26 protein-coding genes and 1 tRNA gene are annotated in these 25,355 nt (G+C 69.0%); 19 read left to right on the top strand and 8 right to left on the bottom strand.

Annotated features, from left to right (window positions below; all coding sequences use genetic code 11):
* Nucleotides 1–2 precede the first annotated feature (2 nt).
* Nucleotides 3–1,007: a hypothetical protein gene (locus tag DW298_RS11480; RefSeq protein ID WP_136042602.1), complete on the top strand. Its 1,005-nt coding sequence runs from the start codon at nucleotides 3–5 to the stop codon at nucleotides 1,005–1,007.
* A gap of 24 nt (nucleotides 1,008–1,031) precedes the next feature.
* Here the strand turns inward: DW298_RS11480 and DW298_RS11475 are convergent, their stop codons facing one another.
* Nucleotides 1,032–1,469: an SRPBCC family protein gene (locus DW298_RS11475; protein WP_136042628.1), complete on the bottom strand. Its 438-nt coding sequence runs from the start codon at nucleotides 1,467–1,469 to the stop codon at nucleotides 1,032–1,034.
* Nucleotides 1,470–1,613: 144 nt separating this feature from the next.
* Here DW298_RS11475 and DW298_RS11470 point away from each other — a divergent pair, with 144 nt between their 5' ends.
* Together DW298_RS11470 and DW298_RS11465 are read left to right on the top strand one after the other, a co-directional pair.
* The gene (locus tag DW298_RS11470) at nucleotides 1,614–2,945 is read left to right on the top strand and encodes a cytochrome P450 (RefSeq protein WP_136042601.1); all 1,332 of its coding nucleotides are present in this window, start codon (nucleotides 1,614–1,616) and stop codon (nucleotides 2,943–2,945) included.
* 139 nt (nucleotides 2,946–3,084) lie between these two features.
* On the top strand, nucleotides 3,085–4,269 hold the full coding sequence (locus DW298_RS11465; RefSeq protein WP_136042600.1) for an alcohol dehydrogenase catalytic domain-containing protein: 1,185 nt from the start codon (nucleotides 3,085–3,087) through the stop codon (nucleotides 4,267–4,269).
* A gap of 13 nt (nucleotides 4,270–4,282) precedes the next feature.
* Here DW298_RS11465 and DW298_RS19355 read toward each other — a convergent pair whose 3' ends face one another.
* On the bottom strand, nucleotides 4,283–4,591 hold the full coding sequence (locus DW298_RS19355; RefSeq protein WP_168429468.1) for a hypothetical protein: 309 nt from the start codon (nucleotides 4,589–4,591) through the stop codon (nucleotides 4,283–4,285).
* 191 nt (nucleotides 4,592–4,782) lie between these two features.
* Here DW298_RS19355 and DW298_RS11455 point away from each other — a divergent pair, with 191 nt between their 5' ends.
* Both DW298_RS11455 and DW298_RS11450 read left to right on the top strand, forming a co-directional pair.
* Entirely contained in the window at nucleotides 4,783–5,028 is a 246-nt protein-coding gene (locus DW298_RS11455) for a hypothetical protein (protein ID WP_136042599.1), read from the top strand.
* Nucleotides 5,025–6,005 (top strand): Clp protease N-terminal domain-containing protein, encoded by a 981-nt coding sequence (locus tag DW298_RS11450; RefSeq protein WP_136042598.1) that lies wholly within the window; start codon nucleotides 5,025–5,027, stop codon nucleotides 6,003–6,005. The genes DW298_RS11455 and DW298_RS11450 overlap by 4 nt, the downstream gene beginning before the upstream one ends.
* Nucleotides 6,006–6,083: 78 nt before the next feature.
* On the opposite strand, the gene DW298_RS19745 is transcribed toward DW298_RS11450, so the two are convergent.
* A complete protein-coding gene (locus DW298_RS19745; RefSeq protein ID WP_275087531.1) occupies nucleotides 6,084–6,218 on the bottom strand; it encodes a hypothetical protein in 135 nt (44 codons plus the stop codon).
* Nucleotides 6,219–6,414: 196 nt separating this feature from the next.
* Here DW298_RS19745 and DW298_RS11445 point away from each other — a divergent pair, with 196 nt between their 5' ends.
* The 4 genes from DW298_RS11445 to DW298_RS11430 all read left to right on the top strand — a co-directional run bounded on the left by DW298_RS11445 (nucleotide 6,415) and on the right by DW298_RS11430 (nucleotide 9,415).
* Nucleotides 6,415–7,566: a calcium:proton antiporter gene (locus DW298_RS11445; RefSeq protein WP_136042597.1), complete on the top strand. Its 1,152-nt coding sequence runs from the start codon at nucleotides 6,415–6,417 to the stop codon at nucleotides 7,564–7,566.
* Between the two features lie 50 nt (nucleotides 7,567–7,616).
* Nucleotides 7,617–8,582, top strand: a complete 966-nt coding sequence (locus DW298_RS11440) for a methyltransferase (RefSeq protein WP_205820356.1) — start codon at nucleotides 7,617–7,619, stop codon at nucleotides 8,580–8,582.
* Between the two features lie 267 nt (nucleotides 8,583–8,849).
* A complete protein-coding gene (locus DW298_RS11435) occupies nucleotides 8,850–9,116 on the top strand; it encodes a hypothetical protein (protein WP_136042596.1) in 267 nt (88 codons plus the stop codon).
* Nucleotides 9,113–9,415 carry a hypothetical protein gene (locus DW298_RS11430; protein ID WP_136042595.1) on the top strand — a complete coding sequence of 101 codons (303 nt, stop codon included), beginning with the start codon at nucleotides 9,113–9,115 and terminating at the stop codon, nucleotides 9,413–9,415. Before DW298_RS11435 ends, DW298_RS11430 begins: the two co-directional genes overlap by 4 nt.
* A 33-nt stretch (nucleotides 9,416–9,448) precedes the next feature.
* On the opposite strand, the gene DW298_RS11425 is transcribed toward DW298_RS11430, so the two are convergent.
* Nucleotides 9,449–9,814, bottom strand: a complete 366-nt coding sequence (locus tag DW298_RS11425; RefSeq protein WP_136042594.1) for a cupin — start codon at nucleotides 9,812–9,814, stop codon at nucleotides 9,449–9,451.
* 112 nt (nucleotides 9,815–9,926) lie between these two features.
* Entirely contained in the window at nucleotides 9,927–10,373 is a 447-nt protein-coding gene (locus tag DW298_RS11420) for a helix-turn-helix domain-containing protein (protein ID WP_136042593.1), read from the bottom strand.
* A gap of 78 nt (nucleotides 10,374–10,451) precedes the next feature.
* Here DW298_RS11420 and DW298_RS11415 point away from each other — a divergent pair, with 78 nt between their 5' ends.
* Nucleotides 10,452–11,645, top strand: coding sequence for an MFS transporter (locus DW298_RS11415; protein ID WP_205820355.1), 1,194 nt, complete (start codon nucleotides 10,452–10,454; stop codon nucleotides 11,643–11,645).
* A 46-nt stretch (nucleotides 11,646–11,691) separates the two neighbouring features.
* Here the strand turns inward: DW298_RS11415 and DW298_RS11410 are convergent, their stop codons facing one another.
* Nucleotides 11,692–13,125 (bottom strand): MFS transporter, encoded by a 1,434-nt coding sequence (locus tag DW298_RS11410; RefSeq protein ID WP_136042591.1) that lies wholly within the window; start codon nucleotides 13,123–13,125, stop codon nucleotides 11,692–11,694.
* Nucleotides 13,126–13,190: 65 nt separating this feature from the next.
* On the opposite strand from DW298_RS11410, the gene DW298_RS11405 reads away from it, so the two are divergent.
* Nucleotides 13,191–14,252, top strand: a complete 1,062-nt coding sequence (locus DW298_RS11405) for a LacI family DNA-binding transcriptional regulator (RefSeq protein WP_136042590.1) — start codon at nucleotides 13,191–13,193, stop codon at nucleotides 14,250–14,252.
* A 3-nt stretch (nucleotides 14,253–14,255) separates the two neighbouring features.
* On the opposite strand, the gene DW298_RS11400 is transcribed toward DW298_RS11405, so the two are convergent.
* Nucleotides 14,256–15,188 (bottom strand): nucleoside hydrolase, encoded by a 933-nt coding sequence (locus DW298_RS11400; protein ID WP_136042589.1) that lies wholly within the window; start codon nucleotides 15,186–15,188, stop codon nucleotides 14,256–14,258.
* Nucleotides 15,189–15,300: 112 nt separating this feature from the next.
* On the opposite strand from DW298_RS11400, the gene DW298_RS11395 reads away from it, so the two are divergent.
* On the top strand, nucleotides 15,301–16,149 hold the full coding sequence (locus tag DW298_RS11395; RefSeq protein WP_136042588.1) for a ribokinase: 849 nt from the start codon (nucleotides 15,301–15,303) through the stop codon (nucleotides 16,147–16,149).
* A 103-nt stretch (nucleotides 16,150–16,252) separates the two neighbouring features.
* On the opposite strand, the gene DW298_RS11390 is transcribed toward DW298_RS11395, so the two are convergent.
* Nucleotides 16,253–16,335: transfer RNA gene (locus tag DW298_RS11390), tRNA-Leu, on the bottom strand.
* A gap of 144 nt (nucleotides 16,336–16,479) precedes the next feature.
* Here DW298_RS11390 and DW298_RS19350 point away from each other — a divergent pair.
* The 7 genes from DW298_RS19350 to pknB are packed head-to-tail and all read left to right on the top strand — an operon-like array spanning nucleotide 16,480 to nucleotide 25,352.
* Nucleotides 16,480–17,205: a DUF3662 and FHA domain-containing protein gene (locus DW298_RS19350; RefSeq protein ID WP_136057570.1), complete on the top strand. Its 726-nt coding sequence runs from the start codon at nucleotides 16,480–16,482 to the stop codon at nucleotides 17,203–17,205.
* Nucleotides 17,202–17,723, top strand: a complete 522-nt coding sequence (locus DW298_RS11380) for an FHA domain-containing protein (RefSeq protein WP_136042587.1) — start codon at nucleotides 17,202–17,204, stop codon at nucleotides 17,721–17,723. Before DW298_RS19350 ends, DW298_RS11380 begins: the two co-directional genes overlap by 4 nt.
* Before the next feature lie 7 nt (nucleotides 17,724–17,730).
* A complete protein-coding gene (locus DW298_RS11375) occupies nucleotides 17,731–19,041 on the top strand; it encodes a protein phosphatase 2C domain-containing protein (protein WP_136042586.1) in 1,311 nt (436 codons plus the stop codon).
* Nucleotides 19,038–20,423, top strand: a complete 1,386-nt coding sequence (locus tag DW298_RS11370) for an FtsW/RodA/SpoVE family cell cycle protein (protein ID WP_136042585.1) — start codon at nucleotides 19,038–19,040, stop codon at nucleotides 20,421–20,423. Before DW298_RS11375 ends, DW298_RS11370 begins: the two co-directional genes overlap by 4 nt.
* On the top strand, nucleotides 20,420–21,874 hold the full coding sequence (locus DW298_RS11365) for a penicillin-binding transpeptidase domain-containing protein (protein WP_136042584.1): 1,455 nt from the start codon (nucleotides 20,420–20,422) through the stop codon (nucleotides 21,872–21,874). The genes DW298_RS11370 and DW298_RS11365 overlap by 4 nt, the downstream gene beginning before the upstream one ends.
* Nucleotides 21,871–23,616: a protein kinase gene (locus DW298_RS11360; RefSeq protein ID WP_240745110.1), complete on the top strand. Its 1,746-nt coding sequence runs from the start codon at nucleotides 21,871–21,873 to the stop codon at nucleotides 23,614–23,616. The genes DW298_RS11365 and DW298_RS11360 overlap by 4 nt, the downstream gene beginning before the upstream one ends.
* 44 nt (nucleotides 23,617–23,660) lie before the next feature.
* Nucleotides 23,661–25,352 (top strand): Stk1 family PASTA domain-containing Ser/Thr kinase, encoded by a 1,692-nt coding sequence (gene pknB / locus DW298_RS11355; RefSeq protein ID WP_136042583.1) that lies wholly within the window; start codon nucleotides 23,661–23,663, stop codon nucleotides 25,350–25,352.
* The last annotated feature ends 3 nt before the right edge of the window (nucleotides 25,353–25,355 follow it).

Raw genomic sequence — 25,355 nt, 5'->3', positions numbered from 1 at the left:
GAATGATCAGCTCCACGGCATCCGACCCGAGCGGGGTCACCGACGCGATCGCCGCGCTGCAATCCGGTGATGTCTATGTCGCACCCGGCGTGCAGGGGCAGTCGGCGATGACCGATGCTCTGCTGGCCACCGTGCCGGGAGACCGGACGATCGCCGTCGTGGTGCTTCCGAAGGATGCCGACCTGGGCACGGTCTACCCCCTGGAACTGCTCGATCGGCTCAGCGAGCGCGTTCCGCAGACCACCGTCGTCCTCGCCGTGGGCGACGACGTGCAGGCGAGCTCTACCGTGATCGACAGCAACGACGTGCTGCGGATCGCCAACGAGAACGAGGCCGCGGCGGGCGGCGACACCCAGACCGCGCTCGTCGAGACCGTGCAGCAGATCGTCGAAGAGGCTCCGTCTTCTCCTGGTGTGGAAGCCGGGGGAGGGACCGACTGGCTGCTGCCTGTGGTGATCGGCGGGGCGGTCCTGCTCGCGGCCGGCGGCACGGCGATCGGACTGCTCGCCCGTCGCCGTCGCGCGCCGAAGACCGCGGCGGATCCGGTTCCTCCCGGCATCCGACTGCGGGTGGACCGGCTGCGCGAGCTGCGGGTCGACTACGCGAACCTGCCGAACAACCCGGTGGCGGCGGAGACGGCCGCAGGCATCGATGCGCTCGCCTCCCACGTCGAGCAGCTCTTCGTGCGACTCGACGCCAAGGCCGAGCGCGACCAGGTCGCGCTGGCCGAGGCGGAGTACTCGGACAAGCTCGCCCGACTCGTCGCGGCACTCGAGCCCGATTATCTGCTCGACCTGCTCACCCGTCCCGACCTGTGGGATGCACCGGACGAGCGGATCGCCGAGGTGCGCGAGGCGCTGGCGGCCGTGACCACCCAGATCGTCGACAACATCAAGCAGGTCAACGCCCGCAAGGGGCTGCTCTTCCAGGTGTCGCTCGACTCGCTCATCGGACGCTCCGAGCTGCGCGACTGGGAGCGTCAGTTCAAATCGAACTCGGGGGAGTGAGCCCCGAGGGTCACTCCCACCGACTCAACCAGCTCCGGCCTCGGCGAGGTACGCCAACCGGTGCAGCGTCTCGGCGTTGCGCCACCGCAGCATCGGTGTCGTGATCAGAGCCGGGACGAAGGTGGCAGGCCCCTTCACCGGCTCCTCGTCGATGCGCACCTGACAGCCCGAGGGAATCGTGCGCGCGCGGATCGTGACCCGCGCCTCGCCGACCGGCCAACCGCGAGCGCGCAGGACGGCCCGGTGCGGCGGGTTCCATTCCTCGACCCAGGTCGTGTCGTCCAGGAGGGCGGGCCAGACACCGAAGGAGTGATGCAGGCGGGCACCGGGATCGGGCCAGGTGTCGTCCACGTCCCGCATGCGGGAGGCGCCCACCACCCATCCCGGATAGAGCCAGCCGTTCGCGAGCACTCGGAACACATCATCCGGTGTGCACGCCATGTCGCGGGTGTTCGTCGCCATCATGCCTCCATTCGTGCCCCATCCTGTGCCGGAGGATGTCGTGGGGCGAGGTGCTTGACAACCGGCGCGGCGCGGGCGCTAGCACACTCGGTCGCGGCCGACAGCCCCCTGGAATGCCCGGGTGCCGCCTGTCATGGTCGACCCATGCTCCCCAGATCAGCCAAGCCCGCGTCGAACCCGCCGACCTCGATCCTTCGGGACGACTCCCTCTCGCTCCTCACCCGCGGCTACGACTTCGGCGAGCGCATCTGGCGTCGCGCGCGACCCGGCGCCCGTTCCGCGCCGATGCGCCTGCTGGGCGACGAAGCCGCCCTCGTGCGCGGAGTCGAAGGCGTGGAGCTGTTCTACGACGAGACCCGCATCGCCCGCCACGGCGCCATGCCGGCGATCGTGCAGGAGACGCTGTTCGGCCACGGCTCGGTGCACAGCCTCGATGGAGCCGCGCATCGGCACCGCAAGGCGACGTTCGTGGAGGTCGCCTACGAAGACGCGCAGGTCGAACGCCTCACCCCGTGGCTCGAGCGGGAATGGCAATCGGAGCGCGAGGCCTGGCTCGACGGCGGCACACGCAGCGCGTACGACGCAGCGGTCGGTGCGCTCGGTCGCGCCATCATGGGCTGGGCGGGCCTTCCCGGAACGCCGGCCGCCAAGACGCGGTGGGCGGCACGGCTCGCGCAGATCGTCGACGGCTTCGGCGTCCCCTACTCTCCCGAGTTCGTCGCCGCCGCCGTCAACCGACTGTGGTCCGATCGGCACTCCCGACGGCTCATCGAGGCCGTCCGCGCCGGGTCGCTCCCTGCCAAGGACGGCACGGCGCTCGCGCTGTGGGCGTCGCACCGTGGCCCTGACGGCACGCTCCTGCCGGCGCGACTCGCCGGCGTCGAGCTGCAGAACAGCATCCGACCCATGATCGCGGCTGCGCGGTTCGTCGCCTTCGCGGCGAAGGAGCTGCATGACCGGCCGGAGTGGCGGGAGCGAATCGCCGCCGAGACCGAGGAGCGCGGCGTGCTCGTCGGGGGAGAGCTGGCGACCCTGTTCGCCCAGGAGGTCCGTCGGACGGGACTGTTCGTGCCGATGCTGCCCGGTCGGGCGCTCGTGGACATCGAGATCGGTGATGTGAAGGTTCCCGCCGGCGGGCGCGTGGTGCTCGACATCCTCGGCACGAACACAGACCAGCAGTCCTGGGCGCATCCGAACCGCTTCGCCCCGGAGCGGTTCACCGGGGTCGGCGACTACGAGGACGTGCGGACGTTCATCCCGCAGGGCGGGGCGGATGTCGCGACCGGGCATCGCTGCCCGGGGGAGAAGCTCGTGATCGCCGGGCTCGCCGGTGCGATCGCGGTGTTGAGCGATCCGCGGCTGCGCGTGCTCGACTCCGGGCTCGACGTGAATCGACGACGACTGCCGACCAAGCCGGCATCCGGCGGCAGGGTTCGCGCGGCGTCCGGCTCCGGACGGAGCTGCCCGTTCCACTGACCGGCCCTTCCCACTGTGCGACGACGCCGCTGATCGGCGACGCCGCACGATCGCGCGCGCCTGTCAACCGGGTGGGCGGGTCGCCCGGCAACGACGACCCTGGACAGGACGACAGCATCCGACGATACGGAGGACGATCATGAAGGCACTCACCTGGCAGGGCAAGCGGAGCGTGACGGTCGAGGAGGTCGCCGATCCGGTCATCCAAGAACCCACGGACGCCATCATCCGTGTCACATCCTCGGCGATCTGCGGATCCGACCTGCACCTGTACGAGCTGCTCGGGCCCTTCCTCGACCGCGGCGACATCCTCGGGCACGAACCCATGGGCGTCGTCGTCGAGGTCGGCGCGGGCGTCACGACCCTCTCGGTCGGCGACCGCGTGGTGATCCCCTTCAACATCGCCTGCGGCGAGTGCTTCCTCTGCCGCCGCGGACTGCAGTCGCAGTGCGAGACCACGCAGGTGCGGGAGTACGGCAGCGGCGCGGCACTGTTCGGCTACACGAAGCTCTATGGGCAGGTTCCCGGCGGGCAGGCCGAGTATCTGCGGGTGCCCCTCGCGGATTACAACCACATCCCGGTCGGGCCCGACCTTCCGGACGAGCGCTACCTGTTCCTCAGCGACATCCTTCCCACGGCCTGGCAGGGCGTCGAGTACGCGCAGGTGCCGGAGGGCGGAACGCTCGCCGTGATGGGCCTCGGACCGGTCGGACAGTTCGTGTCGCGCGTCGGGCGGCATCGCGGGTACCGGGTGCTCGCGGTCGATCCCGTCCCCGAGCGGCGGGCGATGGCGGAGCGGCACGGCATCGAGACGTTCGACCTGACGGACTCCGTCGTCGAAGAGCTGCGGGATCTGACCGAGGGGCGCGGTGCCGACTCGGTGGTGGATGCCGTGGGACTCGAGGCGCACGGCAACTCGGGAGTCGAGTTCATGCAGAAGGCGGTCGGACTACTGCCCGATCCCGCCGCACGCCAGGTTCTCGACAAGGCCGGGGTCGACCGGCTCGCCGCCGTCTACGCCTCGATCGACGTCGTGCGCCGCGGCGGAACGGTGTCGCTGAGCGGTGTGTATGCCGGGGACGCCGACATCATGCCGATGAAGACCCTCTTCGACAAGCAGATCACGCTGCGGATGGGGCAGTGCAATGTGAAGAACTGGGTCGACGACCTGCTGCCGCTCGTGGAGGACGCTTCCGATCCGCTCGGCGTCATGGACCTGACCACCCATCACGCGCCCCTCGACGACGCACCCGACCTCTACCGCACGTTCCAGCAGAAGGAGGACGGCTGCATCAAGGTCGTCCTGCACCCGTCGACGGTGTGAGGGCGGAGGGGGCTCAGGCGCGACTGCCGGGGTCCCCGTCGTCGCGGTTCGCCGCGTCGACGTCGGCGCGGCGGGTGCCGATGCCCGGTTCGTCGTTGTGAGTGGATTCGTCCGGGATGGACGCACTCGATCCGGGCTCCACTCCCACGGTGCCGGCGGCGCCGGAGTCGGCACCGGCTCCGCCGGCCGGAACCTGCCCCGCGGTATCGGTGCCTTCACCCGTGCGCTCAGCGAGATGCTCGGCGATCCGCGCATCCGCGTCGGCGTCGGCCGCGGATCGGACGTTCTCCGGGCGCTCGCCCTGGTCCTCGATACCGCTCATCGCACACTTCTCCGCGCACTCGCGAGGGTCTCTGGAATCGACATGCTGCGTCCTTTCGTCGGAGAGACAAGGGTGGGTCGGATGCCGGAGCGCCGCAGGACCGTTGACACCGCCGCCAGGGCGGGGTAACCGGGTTCGAGCGTGAGCAACCCAGGTTGATATGCGGCCGGTAAGCAACGTAGGTTGACGGCATGGAATCCCTCGATGTCGCGCAGATCGCCGCGGATACGTCAGACCCCCGAGCGGGACTGCGGGCCGTCGCATCGCTCCGCACCCTCGCCGACACGCTCGAACTGCGCCAGGTCGAGGCCGCCTTGCGCGCTGGCATGAGTTGGCAGGCGGTCGCCGATGCCCTGGGCGTCACCAGACAGGCCGTGCACAAAAAGCATTCGAAGCGGATCGACCCCACCATCGCCGTTCCCCGGAGGAACTCGTGAGCCGGTTCACGCACGCGGCCGCCACGATGCACACCCTCTCGCTGGCAGCCATGGAGGAGGCCTCCCGGTTCGGTGTCCGTGACGCGGACATCGATCACCTCCTCCTCGCATTGACGATCGATCCCGACACCGGCGGCCAGACCATCCGCGGAATGGGCGTCAGCCTGGAGACGGCGCGCGTGGCCGTCGCGGCGCAGCACGCGGCTCAGCTCGGTCTCGTGGGCATCGCCGCCGCTCCGGACAGCCCCGGTCGCATCGTCTTCCACGAGACCAGCGGCTATGAATGGACGGATCGCGCGATCACGGTGCTGAAAGACGCATCGAGCGGGGAGCGCCGCGGCGACTCGGCGGCCGTGCTCCGCGCTCTGGTCGACGAGCCGAGCGGACTCATCGATCAGATCCTGCGACGGCTCGACGCGGATCCCGACACTCTGCGCACCCGGCTGGACGAGGTGCAGAGGCTTCGCCTCGTCGGCCCCTCCCCGTCGGCCGACCAGAACTTCTCCGGTTCCCGCTCGATCTTCGTACCTGCGCCGATCGAGGAAGTGTGGGCACTGTTGTCCACCCCCGCCGGCATCCCAGAGTGGGACCAGGGCATCGCCGCGGTCGATGCGGACGACGGGACGAGCGGGCCGTGGGAGGCCGAGACCGCGACGACCATGCCCGACGGCAAGCCGATTCATGTCAAGGATGACTTTCGGCGTCAGCGCGTGCACCTCGCCCAGCGCGAGGAGCTGACGAGCATCCAGTGGCTCTTCACCCACCCCGATGCAGCGCGCTCGAACCCGCGGTCGGTGGCGTTCGCACTCGAACATGCCGCAGGAGGAATGCAGCTCCGCGTGACTCTGACATGGCTGACCCCTCCGCGACGCGGCGGCCGTCGTATCGTCCGCGCACTGATGAAGCCGCTCTTTCGCTTCGTGCTCTTCATCCAGCTCACGCAGCTCGAAAGCGGCATCACCCGCGTCTTCCGCTGACACCCGGACGCCCGGATGACCGGACGCCGGCGGCGCATCATCCGCATCCGGGACGATGCGCCGCCGGCTGGATTCCCGTCAGCCCTTCGCGCCCTTGCGGGGCTTCAGGAACTCGTCGGGTGCGCTCTTCTCCCGCTTCGCCGCACGCTTCTCCTTGAGCGTGAGCTGCGGCGCCTTCTTGCTGTCGCGATCCTGGATGGACTTTCCGGACATGGTTACTCGCTTCCCCTTCGGTGGCTGGCGTAACCTCCGACCATAGCCCGGAACCCGGGGAAGTCAAATCTCCCCCTGATCGGGAAATTTTTGCTAGGATTGCGGAGTCAGAAAGTGCGTTGACACAACGCTGCGACCGGGACGGCCCGCTCGTGGTCATCAGTCGGGGACGGCCCCACCTCGAAGGAGTCCGGCGATGTCACGCACGGAACTGAAACAGCTGATCAGACCGACGGACATCGTCCGCGTCGCTCTCGGATGGGGAGCTTTCGTCGCGATCCTCCTCCTCCACCCGGTCCTGGTCGCGCCGGTGCCGGGACCCGTCCTCGTGATCGCCCTCCTCGCGATCATCGCCGTGATCCTCGTCTGCGCGTTCGGTGTGGTCAAGCAGGCCGAGGCGCTCGCGCACCGACTCGGCGACCCCTACGGCTCCCTCGTCCTGACCCTCTCGATCGTGCTGATCGAAGTCATCCTCATCTCCGCCGTCATGCTCGGACCGGGTGAGCACGCCACCATCGCCCGAGACTCGGTGATGGCCGTCGCGATGATCATCATGAACCTCGTCATCGGCCTGGCACTGCTCGTCGGCGGGCTCCGTCACCGCGGCATGGCCCACAACCGCACCGGCACCTCGGCCTACCTGTCGATGCTGGTGGTGCTGGTCGCCCTGGCGTTCGGACTCCCCGCCCTGATCGGCACGGACGGGTCGTACACGACCGCGCAGGAGATCCCCATCGTGGTGCTGACCCTCGCGCTGTACGCGTTCTTCCTCTACCGGCAGATGGGCGCACAGGCGAGCGACTTCACCGAGGTCGACCCGCGGCTGCGTCAGCGCGTCGAGCGTCAGGAGAAGGCGGAGGAGACGGGCGGGATCCGGCAGGTACTCAGGGAGCACCGCACGGAGGTGATCGTGCGGCTCGCGCTGCTGGTCGTCACCGTCATCCCCATCGTCCTCCTGTCGCACGACATGGCGGCGCTGCTCGACGACGGGCTCGGCCGACTCGGCGCTCCCGTCGCGCTCGCAGGCGTGCTCATCGCCGGCATCGTGTTCCTGCCCGAGTCGATCACCGCGGTGCGCGCGGCGCTCGGCGGCGAGGCCCAGCGCGTCAACAACCTGTGCCACGGCGCACTGGTGTCGACGGTGGGCCTCACGATCCCCGCGGTGCTCATCATCGGGATGCTCACGGGGCAGACGGTGATCCTCGCGGAATCGCCCGCGAACCTGCTCATGCTCGGCGTCACCCTGTTGCTCTCGGTCACGACGTTCGCGGCGAAGCGGGTGACCGCGATGCACGGCGCCGCGCACCTCGTGACGTTCGCCGTCTACGTGATCGTCCTGTTCAGCTGAGGGTCCGGCTGCCTGCTCGATGGGGCGGGCGGCCGACCTAGACTGGCCGCATGGAGGCGATCCGGCGACCGGCGAACTCGGCCGCGACGGCCGCCGCGACGTGGGGACGCGTGTACTTCGCCGCCCAAGCCCTGGCGGGCGCGGGCTGGTGGATCGGGGTGTTCACGCTCCCCTGGGTGCGAACCGCGACGCTGGGCACGCTCGACGCCCGGCTCCTCGCTGCGCTGGACATCCCGCTCTTCGTGATCGCCTCGGCCCTCGTCGCCTGCGGGCTCCGGTTCGCCGCATGGATCGCCGCACCCTGGACGGTGCTCGTCGCCACCGGCATGGTCCTGTACGCCACCGTGACCGCGAGCGCAGGGTGGGGCGCGTTGCTGATGGTGGCGGCAGCAGCCGGCTCCACGGCTGCCGCGATCGTCGTCCTCGTGGGTCGCCTGCCCTCGGAGTGGCTGTTGATCGGCCCCTTCCGCTTCCGACCCGCGGCGCCGACCACGACCGGGGCGCTCATGGTGAGAGCCGCGGTGCAGACCCTCGTCTTCTCGGGGATCTTCCTCGTCGCGCTCCCCGGCATCATCCTGGCGCTCGAATGGCGCTGGGGTCTGCACCTGGACTTCCCGGCGGCCTTGCGCATCGGAGGGGTGGTCCTGTTCGCCGCGGCGCTCGCGCTGTCGCTCTGGTCGTCGGCGGCGATGTCCGTGCGCGGTGCAGGGACTCCGCTGCCGTCGGAGATGCCGCGCCGGCTCGTGATCTCCGGGCCGTACCGGTTCGTCCGGAACCCGATGGCGGTCGGCGGGATCGGACAGGGTGTGGCGATCGGCCTGATCGCGGACTCATGGCTCGTGGTGCTCTACGCCCTCGCCGGCTCCCTGGTGTGGAACACGCTGGTTCGGCCGCTCGAGGAAGCCGACCTCGAGGAGCGGTTCGGCGCGGAGTTCCGCGCGTATCGTGCGGCGGTCTCCTGCTGGGTCCCCCGGCGTCCGGCGGTCGCGGTTCAGACCGCAGCCGACCTCTCCTGACGCCGGTTCGCGTATTGCGAGCACGTTCGACAGCTCAGGTTATTTTGAATGACTCAAAATAACGTGATACGGTCATGGGGAACCGGACGGCCGGATCCGAACCTCCCCGCCATCGCCGATGGCACTCGAAGCAGGGGGCTCCTGGCCGGCAGACAGCGCGCCGTTCTTCCGGGGCTCATCGCCCCACGGCGGTGTTCGGCGCGCCCGCCGCGCAGAGCACATGCGCGCGCATCCGCCTGCCCCGGTGCGAGATGAGAGGAACCGCTGATGGAAGAGACCCGAACCGGCTGGAAGCCGAATCCGGTGTTCAGCTCGATGCCGCACTCGATGGGCCGCGGCTCGCGCGAGGACATCGTCTGGGAGGCGCTCGACCGCGTGAACGGCAAGCCGGCACCCACGATGGGCACCATGCAGGCAGCCATGAGCAATGAGGCGCAGATCCGCATCGTCCACGATACGATCCGCGCCTACCTCGACGCGCACGGTCTGCGCGACCTCGCCGACCTCGGCGCTCGTGCCGGAGGTTCCGCATGAGGGCGCGGACGGCCCCGGCCGACGTGACCATGCGCATCCGCCCCTCAGACCTGTGCCGCACGCCCCCGACCGCCCTGGATGAGGGCCGCTTCGTGGGGCAGCTGTGCTCGACGGGCCTCGGCAGCGTCTCGTTCGTGGTCGGTCAGCGTGACCCCGACGCTCCCGAGTGGATCGCTCTCGGGTACTCCACCGGCGGACACGAGCGGGTGTGGCGGCGAGGACGACCGTCAGCCGACGGCGTGATCACGTACCTCCTCGTCGAAGACGACTCCTCGAGCGGATACGTCAGCGTCGCCTGAGTCGTCGCACAGGCGGTGGCGGCGTTAGCGGTGTCACGTCACCGCCGGCCCGAGGGCGACCATCCACAGGACCACGTCTTCCGTGCCGTCATTCACGCCCTCGTGGAGATGGTCGGCACCCTCGAGGAACGCCTCTCCTGCGCGGTAGAACCGCGTGCCGGCCGGGTGCGCGGCGGCGTGATGGGTGAGGGAACCGCACTCGACCATCACGAGCATCGGGCAGTCGTGACGATGCTCGCCTGTCGTGCCGCCGGGTGGGATCCTGACCCTGCTCAGCGCGAGAGATGATCCCTCCACGACGCGCATCGCGAACGATGCGGTCGCCGTGGCGACGGCGACCGGGGTCACGTCGATCGTGGCGTCCGGCGTGCTGTGGTCGGTCGTCCTGCCGTCGGTCATGAAACCCCCCGGTTAACGCACGTCGGTCAGACGTGCATCGCGCCTCGACCGCGGAGTGGGGGTGATCGGGCTGTCTGCCTCCACGGTACTTCGGCGGTCGATGCTTCGGGGCTCACACCACCGCGACGCGGGTGTTGCGACTCGTCAGCGGCGCACCATCCGAGCCGACGGGAACCGGCGCCGTCACACGCTCGCCTCCGTCATCGACGAGAGTCGAGTGCTTCTCCCCGCCGGCGAAGGCGTGGCGCTCACCCCAGCTCCTAAGGGCCAGGATCACCGGGAAGAGCTCTTCGCCGGCCGGGGTGAGCTCGTAATGCTTGCGCTTGGCCGGGGGAGCATCGACCTGCTCGATGAGACCGTATGCGGCGAGGCGACGGAGCCTGTCGGCGAGCATGTTCCGCGCGATGCCCGTGCGTTTCTGGAAGTCGGTGAACGTGCGGGCGCCGTCCATGGCGTCGCGGATGATCAGCATGCTCCAGCGGTCTCCGACCAGGTCGACGGTGCGCGCGACGGGACAGTCCGGATCGGTCCACTGCGGGAGCCCGACGGGTTCGCTCATGAGATCTCCAAGAGTTGCAATCTGCAACCATTATGCCCTACCGTCACTTTGGTAGCAATATGCAACCAAAGGAACGACGTGACTCTCAGGATGAAGACACTGCTGGCCGCCATCTGCGCCGTCGCGGTCGCGACCGTCTACGCCGCGCAGCCCGTGCTCGGCCAGATGGGGCGAGACCTTCAGGTGCCGACCGATGCGCTCGGCTGGCTGGTGTCGGCGGGGCAGCTGGGCTACCTCGTCGGGCTCGTCCTGCTCGTCCCCCTCGGCGACCGCTTCGACAGGCGGCGCCTGATCGCCCTGCATCTGGGCCTGGTGGGCGTCGGGATGCTCGCAGTCGCACTCGCTCCGGCCGCGGGGGTGGCATTCGCCGGCCTGGCGCTCACGGGGATCTTCGCCGTCGTCGTGCAGACCACGGTGGCCTACGCAGCCGCAGTGTCGGAACCCGGCGAGCGCGGGCGGAACCTGGGCTTCGTGACGTCGGGCGTCGTCATCGGCATCCTCTGCTCGCGGCTGGTTGCCGGCGTCCTGGCCGACGTCTGGGGGTGGCGCAGCATCTACGTCGTCCTCGCGACGCTCTCGATCGCGCTGGCGGCCACCGCACTTCGCCTGCTGCCCACCGACGTGGGCCCACCCTCCCGCCGCTCTGCGGACCTCGTCGGAGGCATCGGCCGGCTGCTCACCGAGCCCGTCTTCCTCAGCCGCGGCATGATCGCCTTCTTCCTCTTCGCCTCCTTCGGCACGCTCTGGAGCGGGATGGCGCTTCCCCTGTCGGGCACGCCGTGGCAGCTCACCGAGAGCCAGATCGGACTCTTCGGTCTGGCCGGTCTCACCGGCGCGCTGGGAGCGACCCGCGCGGGTCGCTGGGCCGACGCCGGCAAGGCGAACCGTGTCACCGGTGCGGCCCTCGTCGCCCTGGTCGTCTCCTGGGTGCTGATCGCGCAGCTCCCCTGGTCACTGGCGCTGCTGATCGTCGGCATCGTCGTGCTCGACTTCGCCGTGCAGGCCGTGCACGTCAGCAACCAGCACATCCTGACCGCGCAGCATCCGGATCGCGTCTCCACGACCATCGGCGGGTACATGGTCTTCTACTCGCTGGGGTCTGCCGTCGGCGCGGCCGCGACCACTCTGGTGTTCAGCACGTCGGGGTGGACGGGGTCCGCGATCCTCGGAGCGGTTTTCGCCGCAGCCGGCCTCGTCGCCTGGGCTCTCGGCATCCCCGCCGTGCGCCATGCGCAACGACGAGAGCCGGCGGCGGTTCGCGCGTCACGCTGAACGGGGGCGGTGAGGGATGCCCACACCTCGAACCCGCCCCCACGGTCTACGACGTGACCCGCTGAGCGGTCAGCTCAGCGTGCACCGGCTTCGGGATGAACATCGAGAAGACCAGCGCTCCGACGAGCACGACGGCACCGGTGACCAATGCGGCGACGTATCCGGCACCCGCTCCCGCCGAGTCCGAGGCGAACGAGGTCTGGGCGGCGTAGATCACGACGAAGCTCAGTCCCGCGCCGAGGTTGATGGCACCGGTGTTCAACCCGGGAAGCGACCCGGGGCGCTCCTTCGGCGAGAGGACGACGCCCAGGCCGTTGAGCATGATGTTGCCGATCCCGGCGTAGGTGATGCCGACGGCGACGGAGAGTAGCAGCAGGACGAGGCGCGAGGCGGTCTCGACGTTGGCGACCATGAGCCCGAGCACCACGATCGTGCCCCCGAGGCCGATACGCAGCATCGTCCGGTATCCGACCGTGGCAGCGAGCCTCCCGCTGAGCGGCCCCATCAGCAGGCCGGCGAGGGCGTACGGCATGAGGATCCACAGCGACACCTCTTCGGCACTCATCCCGAGGTTCATCGAGGAGTCCTGCGCGAGGGCCGGCACGACGCCGTTCATGATCGCGAAGATCCCGGAGAGAGTGAGGAGCGACGTGGCGCTCAAAGCCCATGTGGCGCGCTGCTTCAGCTGGGGGATCGAGACGAGCGGATGATCGAGCCTGCCCTCGAGCTTCCAGAAGGAGAAGAACGACACGACGGCGACCACGGCGAGGACAATCACGAGGATCAGGTCCGCATCGGCGAGCTTCCCGAGCTCGTTCAGCGCGACGAGCATCGAACCGACCGAGACGACCAGCAGCAGCGATCCCCACCAGTCCATCCGCGGACGGTCTTCGGCCATCGTCTCGGGGGCGAGGAAGCGCACGACGAGAGCCGCGACGACGGCCACGCCCGCCATGGTCCAGAAGATCGAGGCGAAGCCGTGGTTCGTCGCCAGATAGCCGCCGAGCAGCGCGTCACCGCCCGCGATGCCTCCGTTGACCGCCGTGACGACACCGAGCAGGGTGCCGTACACCTTCGGATCCTTGACGGCTGCACGCAGCATGATCAGGCAGAGCGGGACGACGGGTCCCGAGACGCCCTGGATCAGGCGGCCGATGAACAGCATCGGGACGTTCGTGGCCAGCGCCGCGACGACGCAGCCCACGGCCATGACCACGAGCATGCCGACGAGGACGCGACGGCGCCCGATCAGGTCACCCAGACGCGGAAGGAAGAGGGTGAAGAGGGCGGCGGCGGTGAAGAAGACGGTCTGCGTCGCCGCGATCTCGGATGCCGACGCATCCAGTTCGCGCTCCATCGTCACCAGCGCGGGGCTCAGCATGCTGGCGTTGAGCTGGAAGGCGAGGCATGCGGCGAGGAGCGCGATCATCAGCGAGACCACGTTGGTCCGGGTGCGAATCGCATCTGTGTGATTGGTCATTACTCACTTCTTCGTGTCGAATCGTTGGCTGTTCGCGTGCGTAATCCTTTACGCACGCTCTATCTTTGAGTCGTGGTGCCACAGCGGCGCCGGGGGAGATCGAGGTCGTGATGAAGAAGGCGTCCGTCACGCTGCACGAGGTCGCCGCCGCCGCCGGTGTCTCCATCGCGACGGTCTCGCGGGCCCTCAACGGCAAGGACCGCGTGTCCGGACGCACGGCCGAGCATGTCGCACAGGTGGCCGAGCAGCTGGGCTACCGGGTCAACCTCATCGGTCGAGGGCTGCGCGCCGGCACCGGCGCCACCATCGGCGTGGTCGTCCCGGTCATCAGCAATCCCTTCTACGGTGAGCTCATACACCGCCTCGAGGACCACCTGCAGCGCCGCGGGCTCGACCTCGTCATCGCGGACTCGCACGGCGATGTCGACCGCGAGCGCGACCGTCTGCGCATGCTGGTCGAGCGGCGCGTCGAAGGCATCTTCGTCGTGCCCGCCGATGCCGAGCTCTCGTTCGAGGCGGTCGCCGACACCGCACGGAGGGTCCCGCTCGTGCAGCTGGACCGGCATGTGCTCGATCTTCCGGCCGACTTCGTCGGGGTGGACAACGATGCCGGCATCGACCTCGCCGTGGAGCACGTCACGTCCCGCGGCGCGCGGCGGGTCGTGCTCGTCTCGGGCAACGACGTCACCTCGGTGGGTCGAGAGCGGCGAGCCGCCTTCGAGGAGACGGTGCGCACGCGTGCCCTGCCCGCGGAGGAGAACATCTTCGGCGAGTACCTGCTGTCGTTCGGCGAGAGCGCTGCGGAAGCGCTGCTGGCACGAGGCCCGCTTCCCGACGCGATCATCGCGGGAGACGACCTCGTCGCGGCCGGCACGATCGCCGCATTGAAGCGTGCGGGCAGGAGCGTGCCCGCCGACGTGCAGGTCACCGGGTTCGACGGCACGATGCTCGCCGACGTCTGCGAGCCACGGCTGACCACTGTGGTCCAGCCGTTCGACGAACTCGCGCGCGAGGCGACGGAGGCACTCGTGCGACGGATGGAAGACCCCGACGCCCCGTTCGTCCTCCGTCGGCTCGCGCCGAGTCTGCGGGTCGCCGAATCGACGTCTCCCGCCCCGCCTCGCTGAGCGTCAGGCCAGCGCGCCGACGGCATCCGTCACCAGATCCCAGAACTTCGGCACGTCGAGCGTGATCGCGACGTCGGTGTTCGGCTCCTTGCCCAGCATGTCGTGCAGGTCGACGCAGGTCGCGCCCGCCGTGAACTCGCCGGTCGTCTCGATGTCGACGTGGCAGCGCTGGATCGTGGCGACGGCCCGATCGATCGCGATGGCGACGGTGATGGGATCGTGCAGCGGGCCCTCCGGCATCCCCTCGGCCTTCTCGTAGGTTCCGCAGAAGAAGCGCAGCAGCTCGACGCCGAATGCCGAGGTCTCGTTGCCGACTGCACCGATGCGCTGGATCACGTCTTCGGTGATCAGTGCCTGGTGGGAGATGTTGAGCCCGACCATGGTGAGCGGCACGCCGGATGCGAAGACCACGGCCGCCGCTTCGGGGTCGGCCCAGGCGTTGAACTCCGGGTACGCGCCGACGTTGCCCCGGCCGGTCGAGCCGCCCATCCAGATGATCTCCTTGATCTGGGGGACGACCTCCGGATGCTGCTGCAGGAGGAGCGCGATGTTGGTGAGCGGGCCGGTCGGGATCACGGTGATCGGCTCCGGCGAGGCGGCGAGAGTGTCGGCGAGGAACTGCACGGCGTGACGCGGGTCGAGGGGAACGGTCGGCTCGGGGAGGACCGGTCCGCCCAGCGCGTTCTCGCCGTGGATCCACGCGCCCGGGGTGAGCTCTCGCACGAGGGGCTTGTCGGCACCAGCGGCGACCGGCACGTCCGTCACGCCGGCGACGGTGAGCGCGATCCGCGCGTTCCGGGTGGTGTGCTCGAGGTAGCCGTTGCCGCCTACCGTCGTCACACCGCGGAGGTCGATGGCGTCGTTTCCGGCCGCGAGCCAGATGGCGAAGACGTCGTCGTGGCCGGGATCGCAGTCGAGAAGGACGGGAATGGTCATGGTGCTCCTTTGCAGATGTGCGTGCGTAAACGTTTACACTTTCTCACATGAACGTCAAGTCGGCCGCGATGTCCGCGTTCCGATGCCTCCGCTCGATCCGAAAGCTGCTGCCATGACCTCTCCTATGCTTCCCTCCCTCGTCGTCGTCGGCAGCGCGAACGTCGACGTGACCGCGTTCGTCGACCGTCTCCCCACGGCCGGCGAGACGGTGGCCGGCGGGCGACTCTCCCGCGATCTGGGCGGGAAGGGCGCGAACCAGGCGGTCGCCGCGGCGAAGCTGGGCGGACGAGTGCGGATGATCGGTGCCGTCGGCGATGACGCCGACGGATCCTGGACCCGGGAGGAGATGAAGCGGGCCGGCGTCGACGTCACCGACCTGCGCACCGTGGATGACGCCACCGGAACCGCGCTCATCGTCGTCGACGCGGATGCCGAGAACCAGATCGCCGTCTGCCCCGGTGCCAACGATCACGTGTCGCTGGACGGCGTGACCTTCGGCGCAGACGAGGCGGTGCTCATGCAGCTGGAGATCTCGCTCGCGGTGGTCGAGGATGTCGTCGCCACGGCGGAGGGCTTCATCGCGCTCAACGCCGCGCCCGCCCAGCCGTTGCCCGAGGCTCTGCTGCGCCGGGTCGACCTGTTCATCGTGAACGAGACCGAGCGGGAGCTCATGCCCGAGCTGGCCGGGGCAGAGCTCGTCGCGGTCACCTACGGTGCGGACGGCGCTGCGCTGTACCGCCGTGGCGAGGAGATCGCCCGGGCCGACGGCGTCCCCGCCGAGGCCGTCAACACCGTCGGCGCCGGTGATGCCTTCTGCGCGGCGCTCGTACTCGCGCTGCGCGCCGGCCACGCACCGGCCGATGCGCTGGCCGCCGCCTGCGCGGTGGGATCCGCGGCCGTGTCGCACCTGTCATCCCAGCCGCCGTTCGAGCACCTGAGCCGGTACCTTCCGGGGGCCTGAGGGGGGCCCGGAGACGGAGATGGCCCGGCTTCCTGGTGGAACCGGGCCTTCTTCGGAACGACAAAGGCCGAACCCTCTGGGCCCGGCCTTGTGTCATTCGCTGTGCGCGAGGGGGGACTTGAACCCCCACGTCCTTACGGACACTGGCACCTGAAGCCAGCGCGTCTACCATTCCGCCACTCGCGCGAGTGTCTCGTTCCGAAGAACTCAACTTCCCAAAGATATCACGCGATTTCACCCCCTGATGCACACCTCAGACCCCGATCGGCGGCGTTCCCCCAGGTCACCTGGCTACGATGTGTCTACCGGTCGGCATGCCAGAGGAGCCCAGTGGGACTACTTGACAGCTTTGAGAAGGGTCTCGAGCGCGCAGTTAACAGCGCGTTCGCGAAGACCTTCCGCAGCGGCATTCAGCCGGTGGAGATCGCTTCGGCGCTCCGCCGCGAGGCCGACACGAAGGCGGCGGTCGTGAGCCGTGATCGCATCATCGCGCCGAACAGTTTCGTCGTGCGTCTCAGCCCGGACGACGCGGAGCGGATGCGCGGACTCGGCGGTGCCCTCACCGATGAGCTGCTCGCGCTGCTGACCAAGCACGCCAAGGCTCAGGGGTACAGCTTCTCCGGCGCACTGTCGATCAACCTCGAAGCCGATGAGAAGGTCGCCACGGGAACCGTGCGCGTGAACTCCGGCACGGTCGAGGGCCGCGTGAGCTGGCAGGCCGTGGTCGACGTCGACGGCCGTCGCCACGCGATCAATCGCGCCCGCACGGTCATCGGCCGGGGGACGGACGCCGACATCACGATCGCCGACGCAGGATCCAGTCGCAAGCACGCCGAGATCCTGTGGGACGGCGAGCGCGCCATGATGCGCGACCTCGGTTCCACGAACGGCACGAAGGTGAACGGCCAGAAGCTCCGCGAAGCCGCGCTCCCCACCGACACCACCATCACCATCGGCCGCACCGACCTGGTGTTCCGGATCGTCCCCGTGGCCAGCCCGTCGCGTCCTGCCCCGCGCGGCGACGACGCCACCCGAGCGTTCGGAGCCCTCGGTTGAGTGAACTGATCCTCCTCCTGCTCCGCATCGGGTTCCTCGTCCTGATGTGGTTCTTCGTGTTCGGCGTCGTGTACTCGCTCCGCGCCGACCTCTTCGGCGTCCGCGTGCGCAAGCTGCCCGCCGAGGCGACCGCCGGCGCATCCGCTCCCGCAGCAGCACCGGCAGCGGCGCCGGCGGCGAGGCCGGCCTCCGCACGCCCCTCGACCGGACCGGCCACCGTCGCCACGGCCAAGCGCCTGGTCATCACCTCCGGCCCGAAAGCCGGCCTCGAGCTGCCGCTCAGCGCCGACTCGCTCACGATCGGCCGCTCCAGCGAATCGGCGCTCGTGATCCGTGACGACTACACGTCCAGCCACCACGCCCGCCTGATGCTGCGCGGAGACAGCTGGGCGATCCAGGACCTCGACTCCACCAACGGCACCTTCGTCGCGGGCCAGCGCGTGTCGGGCTCACCGGTCGCCCTCTCGCTCGGAACCCCCATCAAGGTGGGCGCCACGACCTTCGAGCTGCGAGCCTGACCCCGGCATGGTCTTCGAAGGCTCGAGCGTCGCGATCTCCCACACCGGGAAGATCCGCTCCAACAACCAGGACTCCGGGTATTCCGGAGCGAACCTGTTCGCCGTCGCCGACGGCATGGGCGGCCACGCCGGTGGAGACGTCGCCTCGAGCATCGCGATCCAGCGGCTGCAGCCCCTCGACCAGGGCTACTCCTCGGTCGAAGACGCGCAGGCCTCGCTGCAGGCCGCCGCGACGACCGCCGCGGGCGATCTCATCCGCGCCGCCAAGGAGCGCCCCGAACTCGCCGGCCTCGGCACGACGGTCAGCGCGATCATCATGGTCGACGAGTACGCGGTCATCGGCCACATCGGCGACTCGCGCATCTACCTGTACCGCGACGACGCACTGACTCAGATCACCGCCGACCACACCTTCGTGCAGCGCCTGGTCGACTCCGGTCGCATCACCCCGGAGGAAGCGCGCTACCACCCGCGCCGATCCGTCCTCATGCGCGTCCTCAGCGACATGGACGCCGACCCCGAGCTCGACATGTTCGTCATGCACACGCAGCCCGGCGATCGCTGGCTGCTCTGCTCGGACGGCCTCTCCGGAGTGGTCGACGAGACTCGCATCCTCAAGGCGATGCAGCTCGGTGTCGCCCCCGGTCGCACGGCGGACTACCTCCTCAAGCAGGCTCTCGACGGCGGCGCTCCCGACAACGTCACGATCGTGCTCGTCGACGTCGGCGGACAGCATCCGATCCACTCCGGCACACCGACGATCGTGGGCTCGGCGTCGAACCCCGACGGCGTCTACGTGCCTCCGGTGCGCCCGCCGCGCGGGAACTGGCTGCACCCGGTGCGGCAGGCCGCGAACGAGCCCAGCCACTTCGAGCCGGCCCCGGAGTACCTCGAAGAGCTCATCGAAGAGGATCGCCGTCGCGCGAAGCGCCGCCGCGCGGGTTGGATCGCCGCCGCGCTCCTCGTCGTCGCGATGCTCGTGGTCGCCGCCTTCGCCGCCTACAGCTGGACCCAGACGCGCTACTTCATCGGCGCCGACGACGACAGCGTCGTGATCTTCCAGGGCGTGCAGCAGAACATCGGCCCGATCACGCTGTCGACCCCGATCGAGGACACCGACATCCTGCTCGCGAACCTCCCGGAGTATCAGCGGGCGTCCGTCGAACGAACGATCAACGCGCGCTCGCTCTCCGACGCGATGGCGATCGTCGATCGCCTGCGGGCCGGCGCCGACGCGAACGTGATCGAGCAGACCCCGCTGCCGACACCGCTGCCCACCCCGGCGCCCTCCCAGACCCCCGCTGGGGGTGAGGGATGAGCACCGACGTGCAGGCCGACACCACCGTCATCAAGGCTCTCAAGCGTCTCCGGATGCCGCAGACGCAACGCAACCGCGAGTTCTGGCTGCTGCTGTTCGCGTGTGTGATCAGCGGCGCCGCGCTCACCCTCGTGCAGCTGGGTGCGCTCGGCGTGATCGACCCGATGATCCTCGCGATCGGCGGAGGCCTCGCGGCGCTCGCCTTCGCCCTGCACATCGTGCTGCGTTTCGTCGCCGCCGATGCGGATCCGTTCGTCGTCCCGATCGCGACGCTGCTCAGCGGCCTCGGCATCGCGATGATCTACCGCATCGACATCGCCTTCAAGAACACCGGCTGGGACGCGTACTCGACCAAGCAGTTGGCCTGGACCGCGATCTCCCTCGCGGGCGCCATCGCGGTCGTGATCCTGCTGCGCAACTACCGCATCCTGTTCCGGTACACCTACATCTTCGGCCTCGCCGGAATCCTGCTCCTGCTGCTGCCGTTCGTTCCCGGGCTGCGCATCCCCGACGCGAACGCGGCCGTCTGGGTGTCGCTGGGCGGCGCCTTCGCATTCCAGCCGGGCGAGCTCGCCAAGATCTGCCTGGCGATCTTCTTCGCCGGATACCTCGTGCGCACCCGCGAGAGCCTCACCTCGGTCGGAAAACGAGTCCTCGGCATCACCTGGCCCCGCATGCGGGAGCTGGGGCCGGTGCTCGTGGTCTGGCTCATCTCGCTCGGGATCATCGTCTTCCAGCGCGACCTCGGCACCGGAACCCTGATCTTCGGCATGTTCGTCGCGATGCTCTACGTGGCGACGGGAAAGACCAGCTGGGTCCTCATCGGCCTGGCCCTCGTGGTCGCCGGCGTCGCGCTCGCGACGCAGATCCTCAGCTACGTGCAGGGCCGCTTCATCAACTGGCTGTTCCTGTTCGACCCGAACCAGGTCGACCCCGACGGCGCCGGCTATCAGCCGATGCAGGGCCTGTTCGGGCTCGCCCGCGGCGGACTCATCGGTACCGGCTGGGGCCAGGGCCGACCGGAGGTCACCCCGCTCGCCCACAGCGACTACATCATCACCAGCCTCGGTGAAGAGCTGGGCCTGATCGGGCTGTTCGCGATCCTCTGCCTGTACATGGTCTTCGTCAGTCGCGGCATGCGCATCGGCCTCGCCGGTCAGGACGACTTCGGACGACTGCTCGCCACCGGCCTCTCGTTCACCATCGCGCTGCAGGTGTTCATCATGGTCGGCGGCGTCACCCGTCTGATCCCGCTGACGGGCCTGACCACGCCGTTCCTCGCCGCCGGCGGATCCTCGCTCGTGGCCAACTGGCTCATCGTGGCGCTGCTGCTGCGCATCTCCGACGGCGTCCGCCGCCAACCGAGGGTCGTGATCGGATGACCCGAGAGCTCCGCCGTCTCAGCATCATCATGCTGTTCATGTTCATCGCGCTGTTCGCAGCGACCAGCTGGATCCAGGTCGTCGAGGCCGACACTCTCGCCCAGAACAGCAACAACCAGCGCACCCGCCTGGACAGCTACGAGATCCAGCGCGGCGCGATCATCGTCGACGGTGCCACCATCGCCAACTCGGTGCCCAGCGACGACAGGTACCAGTTCCAGCGCGTCTACACGGATGCCGCGATGTGGGAGCCGGTGACCGGCTACTTCAACGCCGCTCTCGACTCGCGCACCGGCATCGAACGCGCCATGAACGCGGAACTCTCCGGTACCGGCGCGAACGCGCTGCTCGCCGAGGTCGAGCGCATCATCTCGGGCCAGCCGCAGCGCGGTTACAGCGTCGAGCTGTCGCTGAACACGGCGGCTCAGCGCGCCGCCTACGAGGCCCTCGGCGGGCTCCAGGGCGCCGTGGTCGCGATGGAGCCGAAGACCGGACGCATCCTCGCGATGGTCTCCACCCCCGGTTTCGACACGAACCAGATGGCGACGCACGACGCGGATGCGGCGAATGCCACTTACGATCAGCTCGCCGCAGACCCCGGAAAGCCGCTGTCCAATCGGGCGATCGCCGGCGACCTCAACCCACCGGGCTCGACCTTCAAGGTGGTCGTCGCGGCGGCCGCGTACGCCAGCGGGAACTGGACTCCGCAGTCCACCCTGCCGAACCCGGTGTCGTACACCCTGCCCGGGTCCTCCAATCGCGTGTCGAACGCCTGGGGCGGCAAGTGCGGTCCCGGCGCCACGGTCACGATCGCCGAGGCCATCCGGCTCAGCTGCAACATCCCGATGGCGGAGCTCGCCGTCGAACTCGGCGACGACACGATCCGCGAGATGGCCGACAAGCTCGGTTTCAACCGATCCTTCGAGACGCCCCTGGAATCGACCCCCTCGAGCTACCCCCGCGCCCTCGACGATGCGCAGACGGCACTCACCGGATTCGGTCAGGGCAAGGTCACCGCGACCCCTCTGCAGATGGCCATGGTGTCGGCCGGTCTCGCGAACGACGGCGTCGTGATGAACCCCCGGATGGTGGATGCCGTGATCGGGAACGATCTGTCGGTGATCGAGGCCTTCCAGGACAGCGAGTTCGGCCGTGCGATGGAGGCCGATGTCGCCGACGACGTGACCGCGTCGATGGTGGCCAGCGTCGCTACGGGCGCAGCCCAGGGTGCAAGAATAGACGGGATCGACGTGGCCGGTAAGACGGGCACCGCAGAGAACGGAAACAGGCCGCACACGTTGTGGTTCACCGGCTTCGCGCCGGCGGACGACCCCGCGGTCGCAGTAGCGGTCGTCGTCGAAGACGGCGGCGGACAGGGACAATCAGGCAGCGGCGACACCATCGCCGCTCCGATTGCGAAGAAGGTCATAGAGGCGGTGCTGGGCAGATGAGGCCGACGCAGGGTGTGTCGTTCGGTGGTCGTTACGAGCTGCAGTCGCGTATCGCGATCGGTGGCATGGGCGAGGTGTGGGAAGCGACGGATCACGTCATCGGACGTACCGTCGCGATCAAGATCCTCAAGGACGAGTACATGGGGGATCCCGGGTTCCTCGAGCGTTTCCGTGCTGAGGCACGTCACGCCGCTCTCGTGAACCATGAGGGCATCGCCAGCGTGTTCGACTACGGCGAGGAGAACGGCAGCGCCTACCTCGTCATGGAGCTCGTGCCCGGCGAAGCTCTGTCGACCGTGCTCGAGCGCGACGGTGCGCTCAGCGCCGACAAGACGCTCGACATCGTGGCCCAGACGGCATCCGCCCTGCAGGCCGCGCATGCGGCCGGTCTCGTGCACCGCGACATCAAGCCGGGCAACCTGCTGATCACGCCCGACGGCCGCGTCAAGATCACCGACTTCGGCATCGCCCGCATCGCCGACCAGGTGCCGCTGACGGCGACCGGACAGGTCATGGGCACCGTGCAGTACCTGTCGCCCGAGCAGGCATCGGGTCACCCGGCCTCTCCCGCGACCGACACCTACTCGCTCGGCATCGTCGCGTACGAGTGCCTGGCGGGCAAGCGTCCGTTCACCGGTGAGTCGCAGGTCGCGATCGCGATGGCGCAGATCAACGAGCAGCCGCCGCCGCTGCCGCCGACCGTGCCGATCCCGGTGCAGAACCTCGTCATGGCGATGATCGCCAAGAAGCCCAGCGACCGCCCGTCTTCATCGGCGACGGTGGCGCGTGCAGCACAGGCCCTGCGTCGCGGAGACCTGAACTCCGCAGCCATCGCCGTTCCCGCGATCGCGACCGGTGGCATCGCCGGCGACGACGACGCGACCCGCATGCTCACGGCATCGGGCGACGACGGCACCACCCGCATCCTTCCCACCACCGCTCAGCTCTCCACCGAGGAGACGACGGAGGAGACGAAGAAGAAGAAGAAGAGCCCGTGGACCTGGCCGCTGATCGCGCTGATCGCGCTGCTGGTGATCGTGCTCGGCGGTGCCGTGTGGGCGATGCTGATGAACCAGGGGGATCCTGACGCCAAGCCGTCGGATTCGCCGTCTCCGTCGCAGTCCCAGTCGCAGACGCCGCCTCCGGCGACGACCCCTCCCCCCGAGGTGGTCCGCGTCGACGTGACCGCGTTGGGCCTGGCGGGCATGGACTGCGGCACTGCCACATCCACGCTCAAGGAGGCCGGTTTCACGGGCGAGATCACCTGCCCCGAGGGAGACCCGGCTCCGAGCGACGGTGAAGTCGGCAAGGTGTACCGTGTCGTCCCCTCCGGCAACGTCGAGACGACCCAGCCGATGACCCTCACGGTCTACGCCGCGCGCGCAGCCCTGCCGACCCCGACCGACACCCCGACCATCACGGGTGACCCGGTCGCCGGCAGCACGGTGACCATCTCCTGGGGCACCGGGTTCACGTGCCCGAGCGGCACGACCCTCTCCGGATACGTCGTGTCCCTGCAGAACGGCACGTTCGTGTCGGGCGGGCCGAACTTCCAGCCGACGCAGCGGAACACGCAGGTGCAGGTGGCGGATGCCGCGGGCCAGCAGCTCATCGTCACCTACCAGGGCATGTGCTCGGGTGGCGACCAGCGCACCTCGTCGGCATCGCCCCCGCTCTCGGTTCCGATCGTCGCGGCGACCGACCCCGGCGAGGGTGACGGCGGCGGCGGCACCGAAGGGTAGCCTTTAATCCAGCTCAGTCGCAGTCGTTTTCCAGGGGGTAGTACGTGTCCACAGAGCCACGAGTCATCGCGGGTCGATACCGCGTCGACGAGCTCATCGGGCATGGCGGAATGGCCAAGGTCTATCGCGGCTACGACCTGACCCTCGGCCGTGAGGTCGCGATCAAGATCCTCGACCCCGAGCTGGCTCGTGACACCGCCTTCCGCAACCGCTTCCGGTTGGAGGCGCAGGCGGCGTCCCGCATGTCGCATCCGTCGATCGTCCGCGTCTTCGATGCCGGTGACCCCTCATCGAACGACCCGTCGTCCGATGAGCCCCCGTACATCGTGATGGAGCTGGTCAAGGGCACGCTGCTGAAGAAGATCATCGCCGACGGACCGGTGCCGGTCGAAGACGCGGTGCGCTACGTCGACGGCATCCTCGAGGCGCTCGACTACTCGCACCGCGCGGGTGTCGTGCACCGCGACATCAAGCCCGGCAACGTCATGGTGACCGACAAGGGCCAGGTCAAGGTGATGGACTTCGGCATCGCCCGAGCCGTCTCCGACTCCTCGTCGACCGTGGCCGAGACCACGCAGATCATCGGCACCGCTGCCTACTTCTCGCCGGAGCAGGCCAAGGGCGAGCCCGTCGATGCCCGCGCCGACCTGTACTCGACCGGCGTCGTGCTCTACGAGCTGCTCACCGGCCGCCAGCCGTTCCGTGGCGAATCGCCGGTGGCCGTCGCCTACCAGCACGTCAGTGAGACCCCGATCCCTCCGACCGAGGTGAACGAGGACGCACCGGGCGCACTCGACCCGATCGTCCTGCGGGCTCTCGCGAAGGATCCGTATCAGCGCTACCCGGATGCCGCGCACTTCCGCGCCGCACTGGATGCCGCCGTGACCGGGGCGGCGCCGACCCGCAAGCAGCTGGGTGCGCTGACGAGCGAGCTCTACGGTCCGAGTCCGCGGCAGGCGCAGGAGACGGCGCGGTCGCTGCGCCAGCTCAGCTCCGACACCACCATGACCCGCACCCAGTCCGGCCCTCCGGTCGCCTGGATCTGGGCCGGTGTCGCTCTGCTCGCGGTGCTGCTCGCTTCCGTCCTGTTCTGGGTCGTGACGATCAGCATGCGTCCGCCCGAGGTGCCGAGCACCTCGCGCATCATTCCGAACCTCGTGAACGTGTCGTCCGAGCGCGCGCAGGACGACCTCGCCAAGCTCGATCTGACGGCGAAGATCGTGATCGAGTCGAGTTCGGAGATCACCGAGGGCAACGTCATCCGCACCGACCCCGAGGCAGGAGTCTCGGTGGAGGAGGGCTCGACGGTCACCGTGCACGTCTCCTCTGGCGTGGAGACCGTGGTGGTGCCGAAGATCGAAGGCATGGCGCTCGAGGATGCCACCAAGGCGCTGAAAGCCGCCGGCCTCGAACTCGGGACGGTGATCCAGAAGAACGACAAGGGTCTCGCCGCGGGAACCGTGATCTCCGCCAGCGAGGCGGCGGACACCGAAGTGGCTCCCGATACGGTCGTCAACCTCGTCGTCGCCAGCGGCAAGGTCACGCTGACCGACCTCGTCGGCTGGACCGTCGAGGCTGCGACGACGAACCTCACCGACCTCGGTCTGACGCCGGTGCCCGTGGAAGAGGCGGACTGCGCTCCCACGGAGCCCCCGACCGTGCACTCGATGTCCGTCGCGCCGGGTGATGTGCCGATCGGGTCTCCGGTCGAGCTCCGGTACTGCGCAGCGCCGTGAGCC

It is taken from the genome of Microbacterium sp. A20 (assembly GCF_004794515.1).
Classification (GTDB): domain Bacteria; phylum Actinomycetota; class Actinomycetes; order Actinomycetales; family Microbacteriaceae; genus Microbacterium.
This window is presented reverse-complemented; position numbering and strand designations above follow the sequence as displayed.